Here is a 22,251-nt window from a genome sequence, read left to right as displayed (position 1 = left end):
AGATTTATGGGTATGCATATATGAGTATACAAATTGTTTTGGTAACCGAGTTTATGATGAGGAAGATAATTTAAAGTGTTACCTTAGCTATTATGAAAATTAAAGTTGGTTTTGGCTTTGATGTCCATCAAATAAAGGAGGGACATCCGTTTATATTAGGTGGTGTTGAATTGGATCACCATGCCGGTGCATTTGGTCATTCAGATGCCGATGTTTTAGCGCATGCAATATGCGATGCACTATTAGGTGCAGCTAATTTGGAAGATATTGGTTATCACTTTCCAAATACTGATGTGCAATGGAAAGGAATCAGTAGTTTAATTCTATTAAAGCATTGCGTTCGATTAATCGGAGATAAAGGTTATACAATTGGAAATATAGATGCAATGCTTTGTTTGGAAGCTCCAAAAATCAAGCCTTATATTGGCCAGATGAAGGAGAAAATCGCGGAAGCTGCGGGTATTTCCGTTGATGATATTTCCATCAAAGCAACCACCAATGAAACGATGGGATTTATCGGAAGACAAGAAGGTGTAGTCGCTTATGCAGTTTGTTTAATTGAGAAAGTTTAATTCTTCGTTTTATTTCTGAAAAAGAAACAGGCGACAATAAAACTTATTGCAGTGAGTACAAACCCCAAATAGAAAGGAGCTCCGGGTATATAGAGAGCTTCTTTTTTATCGGTAAAATGTGCAAATAGCCAACTCATTACCGGTGGACCAATGATGGCAGTAAGACTGATTATACTCGTCAGTCCGCCTTGTATCTGGCCTTGTTCATTTGCTGGTGTTTCATTAGAAACAAGACTTTGAATTGCTGTTCCAGTTATCCCAGCAAAAACGTAGGGGACAATGGCAACGAAAAGTAGCCAGGGAGCATATGCAGCTCCCATTAATGGCATTGCTATCATGTAGAGGGCGGATCCAATGAGAATGCTTTTTTCTAAACCCAGTTTTGGAATAATGATGCGTAGTAGTCCAGCTTGAACAATCGCAAGTAATGTCCCTATAAAACCTAATGATAGACCGACCATTCTTTCATCCCAATGATACCTTTCCATCGTATAATAGGACCATGTGCTTTGTACCGCATGAGCTGCAATATTAATTAAAAAGATACAAATAAACAGTTGTTTCAAGTGGGGGAATTTAGCGAGTTGTTTGAATGCACCAACTGGATTGGCATTTTTCCACTTGAAAGGTCTTCTATTTTCTTTCTTAAGGGATTCAGGAATGAAAAAGTAACCATAGAGAAAATTCATAAAACTAAGAATAGCAGCAGCATAGAATGGTATTCTGGCGCCATAATGCCCCAATACACCTCCTAATAATGGTCCAATGATGAACCCTAAGCCAAAAGCTGCACCCAATAGACCAAAGTTTTGAGCTTTCTTTTCGTGCGAACTGATATCCGCAATAAAAGCTGCAGCTACGGTATAGCTCGCACCTGTTATACCTGCGATGAAACGGCCTATAAAGAGCCAAAGTATCGTAGGTGCCAACCCCATTAATAGATAATTCACTGAAAATCCTAGAAGCGAAATTAAGAGTATCGGTCTTCTGCCAAACCTGTCACTGAGATTCCCCAATACAGAAGCGAAAAAAAACTGGGTTAATGCATAACTAAACATCAGCAAACCGCCATAGCGTGATGCATCGCTTAGGGTGCCTCCAATTAACTCTTCAATTAATTTGGGCATCACTGGGATGATAATCCCCAAGCCAATAATGTCTATTAGTACAGTTGAAAAAATGAAGAATAAGCTTTTTGACGTGTTGACCTGCATACTGTTTTGTTATGGTTTTGAATAATTTAGAATCAAATCCTGAAACTTAATAAGTTAAGTATTCCTATTTATATCAATCTAAAGATAGCTGCCATAATTTATTTTTAAATCTAAACTAAATTTCTGAAATAACAAGCTAAGACTATATTCCAAATTATTATGGAGGAGAGTTGATATGGGATTTGAAATTTCGTATGTCTTATATTTATGCTTGTCTTATCGATGGGAGCCAGTTTATCAAATAATGGACACTATTTTTCAATGAAACAATGAAATCTTTTTTTGTGTTTTTTTGATGGATGTGGTGCCGAATGAAGATTCCTCAAAATATTTGTAATATCTTTGTTGTCATACATATAATCTTTGGCACATTATCTGATATTGTAGCGGGGAGTATAATTCATGAGATTTATTAAAAAGTAAAATTGAGAAAGAATAAGGTTCAATGAAGAGAGAATCAAAAAAAAACCAACTGCAACCAGAAGATATTAAGCGATACACACGTAACTTCTGGAAATTTATTATTGGAATAGTAGCTTTTGGATTTCTATTTATATTTAGTGTGCGACTGGGCTTGTTTGGTAAATTGCCATCTTTTAGTGATCTCGAAAATCCTAAAAGTAACTTAGCTTCAGAAGTTATAACAGAGGATAATCAGGTCTTAGGTACATATTACGTACAGAATCGTTCTAACGTGAAATACAGTGAGCTGTCTCCTTATTTAATACAAGCTTTGATTTCTACGGAAGATAAACGGTTTTATAATCATTCGGGAATAGATTATACACGTACTATTACAGTTATTTTCCACACATTGACAGGTAATAAACAGGGTGCTAGTACGATAACACAGCAATTGGCACTTAATTTATTTTCAGAAGGTCGGGCTAAAAGTGCCCCTAAACGTATTATACAAAAATTTCAGGAATGGATTACTGCGGTCCGCCTAGAACGTAATTATACTAAGGAAGAAATCATCACGATGTATTTTAATACTGTGGATTTTGGTGCATACAATACCTTTGGTATCAAATCTGCAGCACGTACTTATTTTAATACCACTCCAGATAAGTTAACTGCTGAGCAGGCTGCTCTATTGGTTGGTATGTTAAAAGGCCCTGGGGTATACTCTCCAGTAAGGTATCCTCAAAACGCGCTAATACGTAGAAATACAGTTTTAGACAATATGAATAAAGAGAATTTCATCTCGTTAGAAGAGGAGGCCAGTGCTAAAGCTAAACCACTAGGATTAAAGTTGAGGATAGCCAATTATGGAGAAGGATTGGCACCTTATTTTCGTGCTGTACTTAAGGAAGAAATCAAAAAGGAATTTGCACGATTATCCATTACAAGGTCTGATGGTACGGCTTATGATTTGGATAGAGATGGGTTGAAAATTTATACAACGATCAATATGTCGATGCAGCAATATGCTGAAGAAGCGCAAAAAGAGTGGATGAAGTCTTTGCAGGTGAAATTCGATGCCCAATGGAAAAATAAGGATGCTTTTAAAGGGGATAAGGCTAAGCTTTTGACAACGGGAATGCGACGATCAGAGCGCTATCGCGTATTGAAGGAAAGTGGTCTTTCTGAAAATGAAATAAAGAAAGCATTTCAGGTAAAAGTACCGATGTCAATTTTTACATGGAAAGGTTCGGTAGATACAGTGATGACACCAATAGACTCCATTAGATATAATAAGTTGATGTTACGTAATGCGATGATGTCCATGGAGCCAAAGACAGGACATATTAAAGCTTGGGTAGGTGGAATAAATTTTGAACACTATAAGTATGACCAAGTAAAGATGGGTACGCGACAAGTGGGTTCAACAGCTAAACCGTTTACATATGCCGTTGCCATTGATAATGGCTATTCTCCATGTTATAACATTCCTAATTATCAACAGACTTATGGGAACTGGACACCAAGAGGGACCGCTGAAGGGGGAAACCCAATTACTTTGGCTAATGCGTTGGCTTTATCACAAAACTATGCTACAGCTTATCTAGTGAGTCAAGTAACCCCAGAGGCAGTTGTGGCATTAACGAAAAAAATGGGTATTACGAGTGAAATACCCAATTACCCATCCATTTCTCTTGGCGCATATGAAGCTTCGGTATTTGATATGGTGGGAGCCTATTCGGCTTTTGTTAATCATGGTACTTGGATAGAACCAAACGCAATCTCTAGGATTGAAGATAAAAATGGAACACCAATATATGAGAAGGCTCCGAAAGTGGTGAAGGCCTTGAATAGTGAGTCGGCATATATCATTGTTGATATGTTAAAGTCTGTTGTTTCCAAAGGAACAGGAAGAAGGATTCAATGGAAATATCATTTGACCAATCCTATAGGTGGAAAAACAGGTACAACCAATGATAATGCGGATGCTTGGTTTATTGGTATAACTCCCGAGTTGGTATCTGGTGTTTGGACAGGTGCTGAAGATCGCAGTATTAGTTTTGCTAATATGCAAGATGGTCAGGGTGCAGCTGCTGCTATGCCCGTATTTGCTTTATATATGCAGAAAGTGTATGCGGATAAAAAACTAAACTATACGAAAGGGGATTTTGAACTTCCGGAAGGAGGAATGAGTCGCGTTACGGACTGTTCTAAATATGGGGAAGGTGGCGGAGGTTCTGTTGATGACAGTTCTGGGGCCGAAACCTTAAACGATGACCGATTAGGATTTTAATTTTATAAAATATAAGTATTTAGCCAGGTAATTGAGTTTTTCGAAATTTGTTATCTGGCTTATTTATTGGGAATGAACGTGTTTGATTATAAAGAAGAACTTAAAAGGATACCACATAAACCTGGCGTATATCAGTATTTTGATAAGCAGGATGTATTGATATATATCGGTAAGGCTAAAGATTTAAGAAATAGAGTTGGATCTTATTTTGTAAATGAAACGCAATTAAATGGTAAGACTCGTGTTTTAGTCCGTCAGATCACTCGTATTGCTTTCACAATCGTCGATACTGAGGTGGATGCTTGGTTGTTAGAGAACTCTCTTATCAAGAAGCATCAGCCTAAGTACAATGTTTTATTGAAGGATGATAAGACCTACCCTTGGATTGTTATCAAAAATGAACGGTTTCCTCGAGTATTTTGGACACGGAAATATATTAAGGATGGGTCACGATATTACGGACCTTATGCCTCAACGGGGATGATGCATATTGTATTGGATGTCATTCGTGACTTATTTCCTCTTAGAACCTGTAATTTAGCATTGACGCAGGAAAATATCTCAAGGGGTAAATTTAAAATTTGCCTTGAGTATCAAATAGGAAACTGTAAAGGACCTTGTGAGGGATACCAGTCTGAAGAAGATTATGATCAAAATCTTAGTGATATCAAAGATATTTTGAATGGTAAGATTGCCGTGGTTACTAATCGTATCAAAGAGCAGATGCTTGCGGCTGTTTCAGATATGAACTTTGAACAGGCACATGCATTTAAAATGAAACTGGATAAGTTGGACTCCTACCAAAGCAAATCTACGGTTGTTAATTCATCCATCACTAATGTGGACGTTTTTAGTATTGCTTCGGATGATAGTTATGCTTTTGTTAATTATTTAAAGGTTATGAATGGCGTTATTATTCAAACGCAGACCATTGAAATGAAACGTCGTTTGGATGAAACAGAACAAGAGCTTCTCGCTTTGGCAATTCCCGAAATTCGTGAACGTTTTAAGAGCTTATCGAGAGAAATTATCGTTCCTTTTGAATTGGATATACAAGAAAATGAACACATTAAATTTACGATTCCAAAGTTAGGAGAGAAACGAAAACTATTGGATTTATCCTTGAAGAATGTTGCTTTCTTTAAAAAGGAGCGATTGCTTCATTATGAAAAATTAAATCCAGATGTGCGTGTGGATCGGATTTTAAATCAGATGAAGAAAGATTTAAGGTTGAACGTATTGCCACAACATATCGAATGTTTCGATAACTCTAATATTCAAGGTAGTTATCCTGTATCGGCTATTGTTGTGTTTAAAGATGCTAAACCTTCAAAAAAAGATTATCGCCATTTTAATGTAAAAACTGTTGTAGGTCCGAATGACTTTGCAACGATGGAGGAAGCTGTATACAGGCGATATAAGCGTGTTCTTGAGGAAGACGCAGGATTGCCGCAGTTGATTATTATTGATGGGGGAAAGGGGCAGTTAAGTGCAGCACTGAAAAGCTTAAGATTGCTTGGGATAGAAAAACAAGTGACTGTAATTGGTATTGCTAAAAGATTGGAGGAATTATATTATCCAGGGGACCAATATCCACTTTATTTGGATAAAAAATCGGAAACCTTGAAAATTATTCAACACTTGCGGGACGAAGCCCATCGGTTTGGGATTACCTTTCACAGGAATCAGCGCAGTCGTAAAACTTTTGTTTCAGAATTGGAGGAAATTCCAGGAATCGGGAAAACAACAGTGGAAAAATTACTGACAACTTTTAAGTCTGTTAAGAAAATCAAAGAAGCTCCAGAGGAAGAGTTGAAAAAAGTGTTGAATTTAAAACAATTACAAGCACTTTTGACTTATTTCAATCGTAATTGATCATCGTTCAAAGTTTTGTAACTATACATAAAAAGCCCCAATAAACGTTTTTCGTTATTGGGGCTTTTGTATGTTGATTACTATTTTATTTAAAAATATTACCTTGTTTTAGTCTTCGTAACCAAATCTTTTTAAGTAATTTTTCTTACTTCTCCAATCGGGTATTACTTTAACAAAAATCTCTAAGAAAACTTTTTTGTCAATAAATGCCTCAATATCTTGACGAGCATACGTACCGACTTTTTTAATCATTGCACCACCCGTACCGATGATGATATTCTTTTGAGAATCACGCTCCACGATTATCTCTGCTGCAATACGTGTTATTTTTGGTTCTTCTTTGTAGGATGTAACAATGACCTCAGTACTGTATGGAATTTCTTTGTCATACAGTTTGAATATTTTTTCGCGAATCATTTCCGATACAAAAAAACGCATCGACTTGTCTGTTAATTCATCTTTTTCATAGTACGGAGCGTGTACAGGAAGTTTTTCCTTAATATAGTCCATCACCCCTGTAATGTTATGATCGAGAAGAGCTGATATAGCAAAAATAACTTCAGGATTGATGGTTTCTTTCCAGAATTCCACTTTAGCCATCACTTCTGCTTCGTTAGACTTATCAATTTTATTTATTAAAACAGCGACAGGAGAGGTTGTTTTCTTTAATTTTTCAATAACATCACTTTCATCATATTTTTCATTGATATCTGTAACAAGTAAAATAATGTCCGCATCGATTAGCGATCCTTGGACAAAATTCATCATTGATTCTTGTAACGAATAGTTTGGTTTGATGATACCCGGCGTGTCTGAAAAGACAATTTGGTGCTCCTCATCATTCACTATTCCAATAATGCGGTGTCTTGTTGTTTGAGCTTTAGGAGTGATGATTGACATCTTTTCACCCACTAAAGCGTTCATTAGCGTAGACTTACCTGCATTAGGTTTTCCGATGATGCTTACGAATCCTGCTTTATGCGCCATTTTTTTTAATTTAATTAGGATTACAAAGAAACAAAATATATCTTTGTGCTCCAATTCGGAGGTAAAGATATCTTGTTTTTTTACATTAAGAAGCAAGATTGACCAAAAATATATTGCGGGATGGAGCAGTTGGTAGCTCGTCGGGCTCATAACCCGAAGGTCATCAGTTCGAGTCTGATTCCCGCTACTAAAAGAGTCTTTGAAAGACAGGACTCTAAAAATACATTGCGGGATGGAGCAGTTGGTAGCTCGTCGGGCTCATAACCCGAAGGTCATCAGTTCGAGTCTGATTCCCGCTACTAAAAGAGTCTTTGAAAGACAAGGCTCTAAAAATACATTGCGGGATGGAGCAGTTGGTAGCTCGTCGGGCTCATAACCCGAAGGTCATCAGTTCGAGTCTGATTCCCGCTACTAAAAGAGTCTTTGAAAGACAAGGCTCTAAAAATACATTGCGGGATGGAGCAGTTGGTAGCTCGTCGGGCTCATAACCCGAAGGTCATCAGTTCGAGTCTGATTCCCGCTACTAAAAGAGTCTTTGAAAGACAGGACTCTAAAAATACATTGCGGGATGGAGCAGTTGGTAGCTCGTCGGGCTCATAACCCGAAGGTCATCAGTTCGAGTCTGATTCCCGCTACTAAAAGAGTCTTTGAAAGACAGGACTCTAAAAATACATTGCGGGATGGAGCAGTTGGTAGCTCGTCGGGCTCATAACCCGAAGGTCATCAGTTCGAGTCTGATTCCCGCTACTCATGAAACCCTTAGTCAAAAGCTAAGGGTTTTTCTATTATACAAAATTTTTTCATTCCTATTTTCCTATTTTATCCGTTTTTTATCGATTGTCGTTACAAATTGGCTTTCCGATTCTAATTGATATTTGGATGTTTATTCGAAAGGATATACTGCTGTTAAGTATTTATTAGTTAGTTTTTTACAGTCTATTTGTGTACAATGTATACATCGAATCATTGAAAATTTATTTAGTTGCTTATGCAATATGTGCAATCGATTGTTTGAAGTTATAGCTTTTTTATATGGTAATATAAATTTAATATTGTGTTTACAAACCGTTATTTCGAGAAGTAATACAGAGTTTAAAATCATTATTTACATTTATTATATTAATCTATGAAAAGAAAAGCTACCATACTTTCTTTTGCTTTATCTTTAGTTATGAGTGCAACTTTTGCGCAAAAAATTAAAGTGAAAGGTAGTGTTACAGATGACAGGGGAAATGTGTTGTCAGGTGTAACCGTTACTGAGAAAGGTACAGGCAATGCGACCGCTACCAATACAACCGGGGTTTTTGAATTAAATGCAGAAACGGGTAAAACATTAATTTTTAATATTGTGGGTTACGATCCTAAAGAGATTGTTTATACGGGCGGTAATTTAAATATTTCATTAACTTCTTCGAATACAGCATTAGATGAGGTTGTTATTGTTGCTTTTGGTACACAAAAGAAAGCAAATTTAACAGGATCTGTAGCTTCGATTACACCGAAACAACTGGCAGATAGACCTGTTACCTCATTACAAAATGCTTTGCAGGGGATTTCTCCAGGAATTACGGTGTTAAACCGTCCAGGTGAGGTAGGAAAATCGTCTTCAGGTGCATCAGCAAATGCAGGCGGTATTACGGTACGTGGTCGTTCCAATTTAGGTTCTCCATCACCTATGTTTATTATCGATGGTATACCTGCAACAAGTGCCGAATTCTCCGCTTTAAGCCCTAATGATATTAATAGTATGTCGGTCTTGAAAGATGCTGCTTCAGCTTCTTTATATGGATCACGTGCTGCAAATGGTGTAATATTAGTGACGACAAAACGTGGTGGTGGGGATCGTGCTGTAATTGGTTTTAATGCTAATTATGGTTTTCAAAGCGCATCTTATTTACCAGAATTTGCTGATGCGGTCGGTTATGCTGAGTTGTATAATAAGGCAATGAAAAATGCGGGTAAAGCACCTACATTTTCAGATGATGTGATTAATAAGTTCAAAAATCAAACTGATCCAGATTATTATCCAAATAATGACTGGTATAAAGAGGTTTTAAGATCTTCAGCTCCTCAACGCGACTTTGGGTTGAACGTGAACGCTCCAGGTAAAATTACGAATTACTATTTGGGATTAAATTATTTTGATCAAGAATCTTTAGTACCAGGACGTAAGCAAGATCGCATCAATATTAAATTAAATACCAATACAAATGTAATAAAGGACCTATTGACTTTTAATACTAACGTTTCCTTTTTAAAACAAGATTACGATCGTAGCGGTAGTCCGATCAGTTGGGTTGAAATGGGAAGAGCCTTGCCTTTTACAGCTATTAAACAATCTGATGGTTCATGGGGCTCTATATCAAATGGAGTACCTAATGGCAATACAACGAAGAACAATCAATTAAGAGCTATTACTGAAGGTGGAAGAGGAAATAATCGTGATAATTATTTGCAATTAGCAGCGAACGCCTCCTTAACGCCTATGAAAGGACTATCTATTGATGGAGCCATTTCATTGAAATATTCAAATGCAAATTCATTCGATTTTATTAATAGAACGCCAAATATTAATATTTTTAATACCAATACTCCTTTAGATAAAACGGGTACACCAATCAATGAATTGAAGGAGGTTTGGGGTAAACGTCAAGAATTGTTAATACAAGGTACAATTAATTACGAACGGAAGTTTGGAGATCATTATGGTAAGATGACTGTAGGAGCCTCTGAAGAGTCTAATGTATACAGAGAAGCTTTTTTAGGAAGACAAAATTTTGTGAGTAATGATGCTTCTGCTATTATTAATGGTAGCTCAGGAGAGATCAGTAAAGATGATAAAGGTTTAGCAAACCGTACCACTCAGGATGAGTGGGCATTACGTTCATTCTTTGGACGCTTTAACTATTCTTATCAAGATAAATACCTATTCGAAGCAAATGCTCGTATGGATTATTCATCTCGATTTGCACCAGAGGTTAGAAGAGCTGTCTTCCCATCGTTCTCTGCAGGATGGAATATCAACAAAGAATCTTTCATGGAGGATGTATCATGGGTTGATTTATTAAAACTAAGAGGGTCTTATGGTACTTTAGGTAATCAAGATGCTGTAGCGATTGGTAATTATTATAATTTATTGGACCGCTATGCTGCTTATAGTTTCGATGGAATAGCTGTAGATGGATTAGAACAGCAGTATGGAGCCAACCGTTTAGCACTTTGGGAAAAAGTAACGATGTCAAACATTGGTTTAGATGCAACATTTTTAGGTGGTAAAATTAATTTCGTTGCAGATTACTTTGTTAAAAAATCGGATGATATCCTATTGCAACCAGCGACTTTATTGACGTATGGATTTGACAAAAAGCATACGCCATATTACAATCAAGGAGTGACGCAGAATAAAGGTATTGAAATCGCATTAACTTACAATGGTAAAGTTGGTGAGGATTTTACATATTCCATTTCGGGTAATATGTCTAAAATTAAGAACACCATTCTTTCTCTTGGCAACGTGAACGAAATCATTGAAGGTTATTATATTAACCGTGTAGGTGGTTCAGTGGGTGATTTCTTTGGTTATAAAACAGATGGTTTATTCACTTCTGAAGATCAACTGAAAGGAATTGATTATTCAGCAGCAGGTGGTGCACCAGAAGTTGGGGATATCCGATATGTAGATATCAATGATGATAAGAAAATTGATGCTAATGACCGTACGATCATAGGTAATGATGTTCCTTGGTTTACTTATGGGTTTAATTTTCGTGCAGGCTATAAGAATTTTGACATTGATGTGTTGACTTATGGTGTTGGAGGAGTGAAAACTTATATGGAAAGTGAAGCTGTTCAACCGTTTTTTAATGGCGGTAATATTAAAAAAGCTTGGCTAAATGGTTGGTCTGAAGAAAATAATGTATCTGATGCAGATTTCCCACGTATAACTTTAACAGATGCTGCTCCTAACAATTACAAGACTTCAGATTTTTGGTTGTTTAGTGGTAATTATTTTAGAATTCGTGCCATTACTGTGGGATATACATTCCCTCAAGAGGTGTTAAGTAATATTAAAATGTCACAATTGCGCTTATTTGCCTCTTCTAACAATCCATTTACTTTTATGGCAGACAAACGTCTTGGTGATTTTGATCCTGAAACAGGTTCTGGAAGAGCAAGTTACCCGGGTGTTAAAACTATTTCCTTCGGTTTAACAGCTAAGTTTTAATTTTTTAATAGAAAAGCAATGAAAAGACATATTTTATATTCATTATTAGCAACGACATTACTTTTTGGGGCATGTTCAAAAGATTTTTTAGATCGTACACCGGCTAACAAAGTTGCAGAAGAAGAGTTTTGGCATACTGAAAATGATGTTAAACTAGCTGTAAATGCGATTTATGGTAAATTAGGAGACGCAATGTTTGATGATGGTGCTTCTGATTTAACGCATGCAAAAAATCCATGGGAAAGTGCTTCTACAGAGATTTCGGCAGGTTCAATTGGTTCCGACCGAGATGCAGGTTGGAATTATATTCCGATTCGGACGTGTAACTATTTCTTGGATAACGTGGATAAAGCGGTTATGGATAGCGAATTAAAAGAGCGTTATAAAGCTGAAGTGCGTTTCATTAGAGCTTATACTTATATTCCAATCGTTCAGAAATTCGGTAACATACCATTAGTTACTAAAGTTTTGACTAGAGAGGAGTCTAATGTGCCTCAAGCGCCTAAACAAGAAGTCTTAGATTTCTTATATAATGAATTGGAAGAAGCTTCAAAAGTGTTACCTATTTCTTACTCTTCTGAAAAAGGTAGAATAACAAAAGGGGCTGCTCTGGCGTTGAAAGCGCGTTTATACTTGATGGAAAATAATTGGGAACAAGCTGCCATTTCAGCGAAAGAAGTAATGGGCTTAGGTTACTCCTTATTTAGGGTTAATACAGAAGATGCTCGAAATCAGAAAGATAATTATGCAAAGTTTGTAGATTTTGATAATGCTGCAGATGAAACTAACTTCAGATTAGGTCTTAGAAGTTATGAAGGAATTTTTCAGTATGAAAATGAAGGTAATTCTGAAGTTATTTTAGATAGACAACAAATTCGTGTTACACAGTCTCATCTTAATAATACATTACTTTTGGATGCATCAGTAGGAGGGTGGAGCTCTTTAACACCGACTCAGAATTTGGTTAATTTATATTATAATTATAAAACTGGTCAACCAGCGCAAATGGCAATCAATGAGGTTCGTGCTGCAAACTATGCGAAAAGTGATAAGTCTGATTTTATAAAAGAATTTAAGAACAGGGACCCTCGTTTTTATGCTTCAATTTTATTTGAATCAGCACCTTGGAATGCCTTGACTTCTTCTGGAGATTATGTGTTTTCTTGGCCCAAAGGATCTACGAATACTTCTCTAACGGGTTATAATTTTAGAAAATTAGTTGATCCTTATTCACAAAGGGAAGATGTTGATTCATATGTCAATATTATTTTAATTCGCTATGCTGAAATTTTGTTAACATATGCTGAGGCTCAAAATGAATTGACAGGTCCTGATGCTTCTGTATTTGATGCTTTGGATCAGTTACGTGTTCGTGCGGGCATGCCGAAAGTGGATCGTGCTGTTTATGCTAGTCAGGATGGATTAAGAGAATTGATTCGTAATGAAAGAGCCGTAGAGTTGGTCTTGGAAGGGTCTCGTTATTATGATATTCGTAGATGGAAAATAGCAGGAGCTGTAATGAATAATATCTATGATATTACAAATGGTTTAGCTCAGAAGCGTGTTTGGGATCCTAAATTGTATTTAATGCCGATTCCACAGTCTGAAATTGACCTTTCTTATGGCGTATTAAAGCAAAATGAAGGTTATTAGTTCCTTTTAAAGTAGTTCAAAAAGCAGGTATCTCACAGATACCTGCTTTTTTTATGTGTTATACTTGATGCTTAAGGTGTAGCCGTCGTTATAAAGGTGCTAAAATGGTTGTTATTTTCGATGAATTGTTCGGTTAGTTCTTGTTAACTATATATTAGTTTGCATTGCAATCGATTGCATTAATTTGCGCAATCGATTTCGTTGTATATTAAATTTATATTAAGTAATCTTTACACTATTTTGCAGGATATAAATTATGATAATTAACTAATTCACTGATTATCTTGATATTAATTTTATGAAGAAACACTTCCGTCCTAAATAAATTTTAGGCGCGTGTTTCCCTTGAAACAGTATCTATTTTTAGATAATTTCAATTTTGACCCTATTTTTTAGTCTGAGAATATCTGTAGCTGTCCATTTTTACCCTTAACTGGTGGCCTGATAAAAGGATCATCTATCCATTGCCATATATTTATTTTCACGAATATATTCATCCTGATAAACCCGACCAAGTTAGACAGATTCCAATCGTATTTAGCCTTCTTCTGAAGGTATTTGAGCAGTAATATTCCAATCAACGAAGTCCATATTTGGATCATGACCGCATTTTCAGAAGTACCCACAAAAGATGATATTTTTAAGCGTTGCTTCAGATGCTTGAAGAAAATCTCGATCTGCCATCGCTGTTTATAAATGTTAGCTACTAGTGATGCCTTCCATTGGATATTATTTGTCAGAAAGTGGTACTGGTTGTCTGTGCTGCTGTCCCAAAAGTGAATCAAGCGTAATGGTTTAGAGTTGTATCTATCTGCTGATGGACCAGAAAGCTCAATGATCTCATCTTTAATGATTCCCTTTTCAAGGAGTGCTTCACTCTGGTATGACTTGATAACGTTGTACTTCATGTTAGTTTTACTCCTGGTAACAAAATAACAACCTCTGCTGTCCAAATCCCCGAGCCAGTTGTAATCCACATAACCTCTATCCACCACTACAACGCTTCCTTTGGAAAAACTATAGCTACCCGCACGCTGGCTTTCATGAACTTTCCCGTCTGTAATCTGCATGAAAACAGGAAGACATCCATCATAATCCAGCACAGTGTGCAGTTTTACAGCACCTTTGGTGCTTCTAAATTTAGCCCAGTCAAATACAGATAAACATAAAGGGATGATACTGGCATCCATCAGATAAACCTTGCGCTTTAATTGCGTTAGATCTTTGCGCAAATGGGTATCCTTTTGCCATAGCTTATCTAATAGCGAAAAGTACAGATCTTTAAAGAGTTCATGGGTGCGGTGCTTGTTGATATAGGAAATATTGGACTTGCTGGGTGCTCTACCAACACCTAAATGGTTCAAATTACCAGTCGTACTACGTAAGCCATTACTGATATCACGAACTGAATCTGCAGAAGAAAAATGGCAAAACAACATGCTAGCAAGATGCGTCCAGCTGTTGATCCCTTTACAATGTTTGTCACTCTTGTGCTTAGCAACCAAAACCTTGAATAATTCGCGGTCGATAAGTGATAAAATCTGACTAAAAACGTTTAAATTTACCATGGCGGTGTGTTAAAATTTGACGATTTAAATATAGCAACTTTGCTATAGCAAAACACCGCCACTTTTTTCAACGTTTAGGACGCTACTGATGAAGAAAAGATTTACAAAACCTTTTTTTGCAACTAATTTTTATCCCGTAACCTCGGCTTTGATGTTGGCTCTTGTAGCTCCGACTATGGTTCAAGCTAATGATTATGGTGATTTGATTAGTGCAACAAGTAATAGTTTGCAAGAGCAAGTTTCTGGTACTGTTACTTCGAGTACTGGCCCAATAAGTGGTGTTACTATTCATGTTAAAGAAAATTCGACAACTGCTACTTCTACTGATGGAAGCGGACGATTTTCCATTAAAGTAACTGCTGGACAGACCTTAGTGTTTACCGCTATCGGATTTAATTCCGTTGAAAAGAAGGTGGAAGGTGCATTTTTAAATGTACGCTTGGATGAATCCAATCAAGCATTAGAAGAGGTTGTGGTTGTCGGTTACGGTACCCAAAAAAGGGAAAGTTTAACAGGTTCATTGCAGACCGTAAAAGGGGATCAATTAAGAGATGTTACTTCTCCTTCTGTCGAGAATATGTTAAATGGTAAAGCTTCGGGTGTATATGTGGCGCCAGGAACTGGCAAACCAGGTGCAAAAGGAGGGGTGGTTATTCGTGGTCAAGCTACTTTAAGCGGTACTACGAGTCCATTATGGGTAGTAGACGGTGTAATCTTGGGTTCAAGTGCTGGTGATTTAAACCCAGATGATATTGCTACTTTAACTATTTTGAAGGATGCAGCCTCAACAGCGATCTATGGTTCGCAAGGAGCAAATGGAGTAGTCGTGGTAACGACTAAAAATCCATCTGTAGGTAGTACTTCCATCAATATTTCTTCAAAAGTAGGCTTTAATCAGCTTACTAATGGTAATATGAAGATGATGAACGGTGCTGAATTGTACGATTATTACGCTACTTTTCCGAATCAATCAGATATTAAATTTTCACGTTGGAATCAAGATTTGAGGAATAGTGATTTTGACTGGTGGAAAGTGGCTACACAAAATGGTATTACCCAAAATCATAATGTTTCGATCCAAGGTGGTACAGAGAAGTTAAGGTCATATATGTCTGTGGGATATTATAATGAGGTCGGTGCCGTAAAAGGATATGAATACGATCGTTATAATTTCCGCTTAAACACAGTTTACAAGCCCTATGAATGGTTGACTGTTAAACCAACCTTAGTAGGAGCAAAGCGTGGGGTTGATGATAGGCAGTATTCTACTACAGCTATGTACACCAATTTGCCATGGGATAGTCCATACGATCAGAATGGTAATTTAGTACCACATCGTTATAACGGTTGGGTGAACAATTCAAGCACGAACTACTTATACGATCTGCAATGGAATAAAGAATCCAATACCAATTATGAATTTAATGGTAACATGGATTTTGATATCAAATTTAACAGTTGGTTGACGTTTTCATCGGTCAATAACTACCGTTATAATAGCTTTTCTAGGGCAGGTTATATCGATCCGCGCTCCAGTGGTGGTTTAAGTGTACAAGGTCGTTTAACCGATTATCGAACGGAATATGCACGTCGTTACACCAGTCAGATTTTGAAATTCAATAAGTCTTGGGGTAAACATGCGGTAAACGCTTTAGCAGCGTATGAATTTAATGATTATTGGTCCAAATCGTTAGATGTTTATGGTACAGGATTTATTCCAGGTTTTGAGGTACTAGATGTTGTTTCTTTACCGGAACGTGCTCGTGGCGGAATCACGGAATGGGCAGTACAATCTGTGTTGTCTAATGTGAATTATGCTTATGATGGTAAATATTTAGGACAAGTTTCCTTCCGTCGTGATGGAGCTTCTAACTTTGGTACCAACGCACAATATGGTAACTTTTTCTCAGTAAGTGGGGGTTGGAATATCAATCGTGAGAATTGGTTTAATGCGGATTGGGTTGATAATTTAAAATTAAGAGCATCCTATGGCTCTGTTGGAAATCGCCCAAGTGCTTTATATCCACAATATAGTTTGTACTCCATTAGCCAAGGATCGGGTTATAATGGAATTCCGGGGGCATTGATTAGTCAGATTGGAAATCCGGATTTAACTTGGGAGCGTACTTTTACGACCGGTTTTGGTGTGGATGCTTCTATGTTCAACAATCGTGCTCGCGTTAGTGTGGATTATTATGATAAGAATACCGATAATATCTTATACCAAGTTCCTATTAGCGGTGTGACAGGGGTCACTAGACTTTGGAAGAATGTGGGTAAGATGCAGAACAGAGGTATCGAACTTACTTTAGGAGGTGATATCATTCGTAAAAATGATTTGACTTGGAGTTTAGATTTAAATATTGGTCACAATCAGAACAAATTGACTGAGTTGATTAAAAGTAGAAATGCCGATGGTAGTTTTTCTGTTAAGCCAATTACGATTGATGATGGTCTAGGTCTTTCAGGTACTGCGGAAAGAGTCTTATATCCAGGACTTCCGGTAGATACATATTATATGCCGATTTGGGCGGGTGTCAATACAGAGACTGGTGCACCCGAATGGTATAAAGAAGTGACAGATACAGATGGCACCATTACTCAAGTTAAGACCTCAAATTATGCACAGGCGACCTATCAAGAGGCAGGAAAAGCATCTCCAGACTTGTTTGGTGGTATCAATACAAGTGTAACCTATAAAAAGTTTGACTTAAATGCTTCGTTTGGTTATTCAATAGGCGGACAAACCTATAATTACGCGCGTCAAGAATATGATTCTGATGGCGCATACATAGATAGAAATCAAATGAAATTGCAAGATGGCTGGAACCGTTGGGAAAAACCAGGCGATGTTGCGACACATCCCGTTGCTTCTTATGGTAATAAAAGCAATAGCAATAAAACATCATCGCGTTACTTAGAAGATAACGATTTCTTTAGATTACGTGCATTGACTTTGGGATATAATTTCAAATTGGAGCAGTATAAAGTTAAAAATGTACGTGTGTTCTTTACAGGAGAGAATTTGTTCACCATTACGAATTACTCTGGTGTAGATCCTGAAATCTCGATCAATGAAGATACTGGTAAAATTTTAGGTTCATCAGGACCTTCAGTCTACCCGGCTACACGTAAATTTATGTTTGGTCTTAATGTTACATTTTAATCACAACAGGTAAGATTTTTATGAAAAAGTTATTATTAATATTAGTAGCAGCAGCTACTGTTACATCTTGTGATATCGATCGCTTATCAAAAGGTTCGATGGATTCAGATGTCATTGTGAATAACCCAGATGCTATGATTACAGGTAGCTATGGGCAGTTAAAAGGATGGTCAGATGTGATGCATCGCTTAGGCGAGTATGCAGGCGATAATATGATGATTAGAGGCTCTTCAACAGATGCTTTTTATGAATTCCTTTCGTATTCAAGAACAGCTAACAATTGGCGCTTAACAAGTTTTTGGGATGCTGGATATAAGGCTATTGCACAATCTTCCAATGTGATTAAAATGTTGGAAGAGGGAACTGATGCGACAATTGATAATCAGTTGGGTGAATGTTATTACATCCGTGGGATGATGTACTTCTATCTTTCTCGTGCTTTCGGACGTCCCTATTATCAAAACCCAGAAACCAATCTTGGTGTGCCTATTGTAAATGGGACACCAGATGATATTTTTGATTTGCAACTTCCAGATCGTTCGTCGGTGAAAGATACCTATGAACAAGCAATCAGCGACTTAAAAAAGGCAGAGACATTGCTAACTATTAATAAAGGTAATGTATATGCTTCGAAAGGTGCTGCTCAGGCAATGTTATCACGCGTGTATTTATATATGAGTGGTACATATCAATCTCCGAATGCTGAATATGCGCGACTATCTGTAGAGTATGCAGATAAAGTCATCAACTCTGGTACCTATTCCTTATTGAATAGAGAACAGTTTATGAAATATAATACCTTCACTCCTGAGAGTAATAATGAAACTATCTTTGCAATTAAAAGAGTTGCCTCTGAGTTTTCTGGAGATGATCATTATAGTGGTATTGGTGGAATGTATTCGAATATCAATGAAATTGGCTATGGAGAGATGTACGCAAGTGAAAAATACATCAATTTGTTAAATGAAACTGGCCGCAACGATTGGCGTTCGGATCAATTCCATTTGGTAGATGCCCGTGCATCATTTATTGAACCTACCTATGCTAAAGATGAAAAAACAGGTAAGTATACCGAGGTATTTCGTTTTGTAAAAGGAGGTAAGGAAAGTTCATTGAGTTATGCACAGTTTGTAGTTGAACGAGCAGGAAATAGCATTATCGCAGTTGAGGTAATACCGAAAACAGCGACGAAAGATGAGGAAAGAATACCATATGTAATGACAGTTATTGATGCTTCTCAAGGCTTATATAGTGTGAAATACAAAGATGGAAAGACGTATGAAGGATTATTGGATTATTATATTTCATTGAATAATGGTTATCCTCAATTTTATATCACAAAATGCTCTCGTGAAGGTGAAGAATCCCAATTACATTCTCCAATTATCAGTAGGTTGGGTGAAGTATATTTAAATCGTGCTGAAGCACAGGCGAAGTTAGGAAACTACAGTGCTGCACTTTCAGATTTAAATACGATCAGAACACGTTCTATTACGAATGGCGCATATGCATCTTTGGATGCTTCTAATGCAAGTAAGCTGATCGATAAAGAACGCGAATTGGAATTAGCGTTTCAGGCAGAGCGTAGTTATGATGTTTTCCGTAATGGTGAAGCATTAACGCGCCATTATCCTGGACCTCATAATCAATTTGAGGATATAGCAGCTACCGATTTCCGTGTAGTATACTTTATACCACAGACTGCGATCAATTCATATTCAGGAGTATTGACGCAAAATCCGACACAATAGTATTTGAATTTCTGATTATTATATGAATGGCTTTGCAGTTTTGTAAAGCCATTTCTTGTTAGTACCATTTTAGTATGGTCTGTTATTTTATGCAAACGATTTCATGACTTTTCTACTTGTGACATTCAGCCTATAGCGTTATACTTGTTTTTACTTTAATCAATACTCAATTTTCAAAAATGACCATACAACTTCGATTTTTAATTTTATTATTTGTCACGTTATGCCTATGTATAAAGAGTCAAGCGCAACAAATTTATCCTATACCGCAAAAAACAATTTTAAAAGTAGGGCGTATACCTTATCAAGGAATACAATTAAAAGGGAAAGTGGGTACTCATGTTTCTTCGGTGCTCGCTTCTTATGTAGAAAAAGCGGGTATTCCAGTTCGTTTTAAGAAGTTAAAAAAAGCAATTGGTAAGGAGGGATATGAGCTGCAGGTTCATTCAAAGTTCATTTTGATAAATTATGCAACCGAGCGGGATGCTTTTTATGCTGCCCAAAGCCTAAAACAACTTTTAGATGATGCCAAACGGACTTCATTTTTGCAGAAGCAGACCATACAGGATTTTCCTGATGTTGCCTTTCGTGGTACAGTAGAAGGGTTTTATGGGGAACCTTGGAGTTTTGAAGATCGAGTTGCTCAATTGAGATTTTATGGTGAATGGAAAATGAATACTTACCTTTATGGTCCTAAAGATGACCCTTATCATTCATCACCCAGTTGGAGAGAACCATATCCATTAGATGAAGCGAAGCGTTTACAAGATTTAGTGCGTATTGCAACGGAAAATGAAGTTGATTTTTATTGGGCAATTCATCCAGGAAAAGATATTAAATGGAATGAGGTGGACAGTTTGGCTGTATTGCATAAGTTTGATTTAATGTATAATTTGGGTGTGCGTCACTTTGCAGTATTCTTCGATGATATCTCTGGGGAGGGAACAAAAGCAGAGAAGCAAGCTGGTTTATTGAATTATTTACAAAAAGAATTTGTAGATAAAAAGCATGATGTGGGTGCATTAATCATGTGTCCAACGGAATATAATAAATTGTGGTCAAATCTAGAACCGAATACTTATCTGGATATTTTGGGAGATCAATTGGATAAAAGGGTTGAGATTATGTGGACTGGTAATTCTGTCATTCATGATATCACCAAAGAAGGCCAAGTTTGGGTAAATAATAGAATTAAACGCCCTTCGTTTGTCTGGTGGAATTTTCCAGTAAGTGATTATGTTCGTAATCATCTTTTATTAGGACCTGTTTATGGATTGGATAAAGATATAAAATCTGACATGTCGGGTTTTGTTACCAATCCGATGGATAAAGCCGAAGCTTCTAAAGTAGCAGTTTTTTCAGTAGCAGATTATTCTTGGAATACAAAAGCCTTTGATTCAAAAGCCTCTTGGTTGCGCGCTATACATGAAGTACTGCCTGATGTGGAGGCATCTTATGCCTTATTTTCAAAACATAATACAGATCCTGGACCGAGTTATCATCAGTATCGACGTGTTGAATCTGAAGACATTAGTCCGATATTAGACAGTTTATTGGCTAAAACGCCACAATTAACGGATTTTCCCATTGAGTTATCGCCGTTTAATTTAGCTTTATTGCGAACTGAGTTTTCGAAATTCGCTCCAGCGGTTCATGATATTTTGAATAATTCGAAAAATCAGAATTTGGTAACTGAGATAAAACCTTGGTTATTACATTTCGAAAGTTTAGGCCATGCAAGTTTAGCGTTGTTGGATTTATTGGCTGCGAACGACGACCAGCATGCTTATGCTCATTTTTTGAAGTTACAAACTGAGCGGAACAAATTGGTGGATATAGACAAAAACAATAATCGAAATCCATACCAACCGGGTATAGTTACGGGGAGTCGTCATATATTACCATGGGTTGAAAAGTCCTATTTTCATTTTGCGCAATTATTCCGTGAAAAGGGCTTCTCAGTACCTGACGCCATTGACCAGGCTATTGGGAAAGTACTAACAAGTTTAGCGCCATTAAAGGCTTTGCCTGTTTTAAACGATGTAATCGCAGGAAATAAACCACAGCCCGTACTGAAGCTAAGTCCATTGTTGGAAGTTATTAAATTAAGCCCTCAAGATTTTATTGGTCTAGAAATTACTTCTCCTCAATTTTTAAAAGAAGTGCATCTTGATATAGTGCCAAAACAAGAAGTTTTGAAATTGGAATATAGTGAGGATGGTAAAATTTGGTCTCCGAAGAAAACATCTCAATCGAAGATGGTCAGGTTAATTAATTTGTCAGATCATGTTGTTGATATAAAACTTCAGAAATTTGAAATCGTATTGCAATAAGTAAATCCTTTATCAAAATGTAAAAAGCCCTCCAAAATAAGCGAGGGCTTTTTTTTGCATCCTAGGTTAAGATATGCATAGGAGTACTGTAAAGATAAAAAATGACGTTAAAGAAAACTTTACATTACTTACTGGTAGCAAGCTTGTTCAATCTCGAATCGCATTATAGGGAAGTTCCGCAAAAAAATGCTATTGTTTACGATTAGATT

11 protein-coding genes and 6 tRNA genes are annotated in these 22,251 nt (G+C 36.9%); 14 read left to right on the top strand and 3 right to left on the bottom strand.

Features of this window, described 5'->3' with window-relative positions:
- Positions 1–92 precede the first annotated feature (92 nt).
- Positions 93–572 carry a 2-C-methyl-D-erythritol 2,4-cyclodiphosphate synthase gene (gene ispF / locus KO02_RS19400; protein ID WP_038700974.1) on the top strand — a complete coding sequence of 160 codons (480 nt, stop codon included), beginning with the start codon at positions 93–95 and terminating at the stop codon, positions 570–572.
- Here the strand turns inward: ispF and KO02_RS19395 are convergent.
- Positions 569–1,786 carry a TCR/Tet family MFS transporter gene (locus KO02_RS19395; protein ID WP_038700972.1) on the bottom strand — a complete coding sequence of 406 codons (1,218 nt, stop codon included), beginning with the start codon at positions 1,784–1,786 and terminating at the stop codon, positions 569–571. The two genes, ispF and KO02_RS19395, sit on opposite strands and share 4 nt — an antisense overlap.
- 445 nt (positions 1,787–2,231) lie before the next feature.
- On the opposite strand from KO02_RS19395, the gene KO02_RS19390 reads away from it, so the two are divergent.
- Entirely contained in the window at positions 2,232–4,484 is a 2,253-nt protein-coding gene (locus KO02_RS19390) for a transglycosylase domain-containing protein (RefSeq protein WP_038700970.1), read from the top strand.
- 72 nt (positions 4,485–4,556) lie between these two features.
- Entirely contained in the window at positions 4,557–6,359 is a 1,803-nt protein-coding gene (uvrC, locus tag KO02_RS19385) for an excinuclease ABC subunit UvrC (RefSeq protein ID WP_038700968.1), read from the top strand.
- 108 nt (positions 6,360–6,467) lie between these two features.
- Here uvrC and era read toward each other — a convergent pair whose 3' ends face one another.
- On the bottom strand, positions 6,468–7,346 hold the full coding sequence (era, locus tag KO02_RS19380; protein ID WP_038703021.1) for a GTPase Era: 879 nt from the start codon (positions 7,344–7,346) through the stop codon (positions 6,468–6,470).
- A 114-nt stretch (positions 7,347–7,460) separates the two neighbouring features.
- On the opposite strand from era, the gene KO02_RS19375 reads away from it, so the two are divergent.
- From KO02_RS19375 to KO02_RS19340, 8 genes are all read left to right on the top strand, one after another.
- Positions 7,461–7,533: transfer RNA gene (locus tag KO02_RS19375), tRNA-Met, on the top strand.
- A 39-nt stretch (positions 7,534–7,572) separates the two neighbouring features.
- A tRNA-Met gene (locus tag KO02_RS19370) sits at positions 7,573–7,645 on the top strand.
- A 39-nt stretch (positions 7,646–7,684) separates the two neighbouring features.
- Positions 7,685–7,757 (top strand) — tRNA-Met (locus KO02_RS19365).
- Between the two features lie 39 nt (positions 7,758–7,796).
- Positions 7,797–7,869: transfer RNA gene (locus KO02_RS19360), tRNA-Met, on the top strand.
- 39 nt (positions 7,870–7,908) lie between these two features.
- A tRNA-Met gene (locus tag KO02_RS19355) sits at positions 7,909–7,981 on the top strand.
- 39 nt (positions 7,982–8,020) lie between these two features.
- Positions 8,021–8,093, top strand: a tRNA-Met gene (locus KO02_RS19350).
- Between the two features lie 379 nt (positions 8,094–8,472).
- Positions 8,473–11,571, top strand: coding sequence for a SusC/RagA family TonB-linked outer membrane protein (locus KO02_RS19345; RefSeq protein ID WP_038700966.1), 3,099 nt, complete (start codon positions 8,473–8,475; stop codon positions 11,569–11,571).
- Positions 11,572–11,589: 18 nt separating this feature from the next.
- Entirely contained in the window at positions 11,590–13,224 is a 1,635-nt protein-coding gene (locus tag KO02_RS19340; protein WP_038700965.1) for a RagB/SusD family nutrient uptake outer membrane protein, read from the top strand.
- 392 nt (positions 13,225–13,616) lie between these two features.
- Here the strand turns inward: KO02_RS19340 and KO02_RS19335 are convergent, their stop codons facing one another.
- The gene (locus tag KO02_RS19335) at positions 13,617–14,792 is read right to left on the bottom strand and encodes an IS4 family transposase (protein WP_038694773.1); all 1,176 of its coding nucleotides are present in this window, start codon (positions 14,790–14,792) and stop codon (positions 13,617–13,619) included.
- 88 nt (positions 14,793–14,880) lie between these two features.
- Between KO02_RS19335 and KO02_RS19330 the strand changes: the two genes are divergently transcribed.
- The 3 genes from KO02_RS19330 to KO02_RS19320 all read left to right on the top strand — a co-directional run bounded on the left by KO02_RS19330 (position 14,881) and on the right by KO02_RS19320 (position 22,042).
- On the top strand, positions 14,881–17,958 hold the full coding sequence (locus tag KO02_RS19330) for a SusC/RagA family TonB-linked outer membrane protein (RefSeq protein ID WP_200878570.1): 3,078 nt from the start codon (positions 14,881–14,883) through the stop codon (positions 17,956–17,958).
- Positions 17,959–17,978: 20 nt separating this feature from the next.
- A complete protein-coding gene (locus KO02_RS19325) occupies positions 17,979–19,709 on the top strand; it encodes a RagB/SusD family nutrient uptake outer membrane protein (RefSeq protein WP_038700963.1) in 1,731 nt (576 codons plus the stop codon).
- A gap of 179 nt (positions 19,710–19,888) precedes the next feature.
- Positions 19,889–22,042 (top strand): beta-N-acetylhexosaminidase family protein, encoded by a 2,154-nt coding sequence (locus KO02_RS19320; RefSeq protein WP_051960074.1) that lies wholly within the window; start codon positions 19,889–19,891, stop codon positions 22,040–22,042.
- Positions 22,043–22,251 lie beyond the last annotated feature (209 nt).

The sequence above is a fragment of the Sphingobacterium sp. ML3W genome, assembly GCF_000747525.1.
Lineage (GTDB): Bacteria > Bacteroidota > Bacteroidia > Sphingobacteriales > Sphingobacteriaceae > Sphingobacterium.
This window is presented reverse-complemented; position numbering and strand designations above follow the sequence as displayed.

Excerpts from the sequence above, each read along its gene's own strand:
- KO02_RS19345 (WP_038700966.1), top strand. The coding sequence starts at position 8,473 with ATGAAAAGAAAAGCTACCATACTTTCTTTTGCTTTATCTTTAGTTATG.
- KO02_RS19320 (WP_051960074.1), top strand. The coding sequence starts at position 19,889 with ATGACCATACAACTTCGATTTTTAATTTTATTATTTGTCACGTTATGC.
- KO02_RS19340 (WP_038700965.1), top strand. The coding sequence starts at position 11,590 with ATGAAAAGACATATTTTATATTCATTATTAGCAACGACATTACTTTTT.
- KO02_RS19390 (WP_038700970.1), top strand. The coding sequence starts at position 2,232 with ATGAAGAGAGAATCAAAAAAAAACCAACTGCAACCAGAAGATATTAAG.
- KO02_RS19330 (WP_200878570.1), top strand. The coding sequence starts at position 14,881 with ATGAAGAAAAGATTTACAAAACCTTTTTTTGCAACTAATTTTTATCCC.
- ispF (WP_038700974.1), top strand. The coding sequence starts at position 93 with ATGAAAATTAAAGTTGGTTTTGGCTTTGATGTCCATCAAATAAAGGAG.
- KO02_RS19325 (WP_038700963.1), top strand. The coding sequence starts at position 17,979 with ATGAAAAAGTTATTATTAATATTAGTAGCAGCAGCTACTGTTACATCT.
- KO02_RS19395 (WP_038700972.1), bottom strand. The coding sequence starts at position 1,786 with ATGCAGGTCAACACGTCAAAAAGCTTATTCTTCATTTTTTCAACTGTA.
- era (WP_038703021.1), bottom strand. The coding sequence starts at position 7,346 with ATGGCGCATAAAGCAGGATTCGTAAGCATCATCGGAAAACCTAATGCA.
- KO02_RS19335 (WP_038694773.1), bottom strand. The coding sequence starts at position 14,792 with ATGGTAAATTTAAACGTTTTTAGTCAGATTTTATCACTTATCGACCGC.
- uvrC (WP_038700968.1), top strand. The coding sequence starts at position 4,557 with ATGAACGTGTTTGATTATAAAGAAGAACTTAAAAGGATACCACATAAA.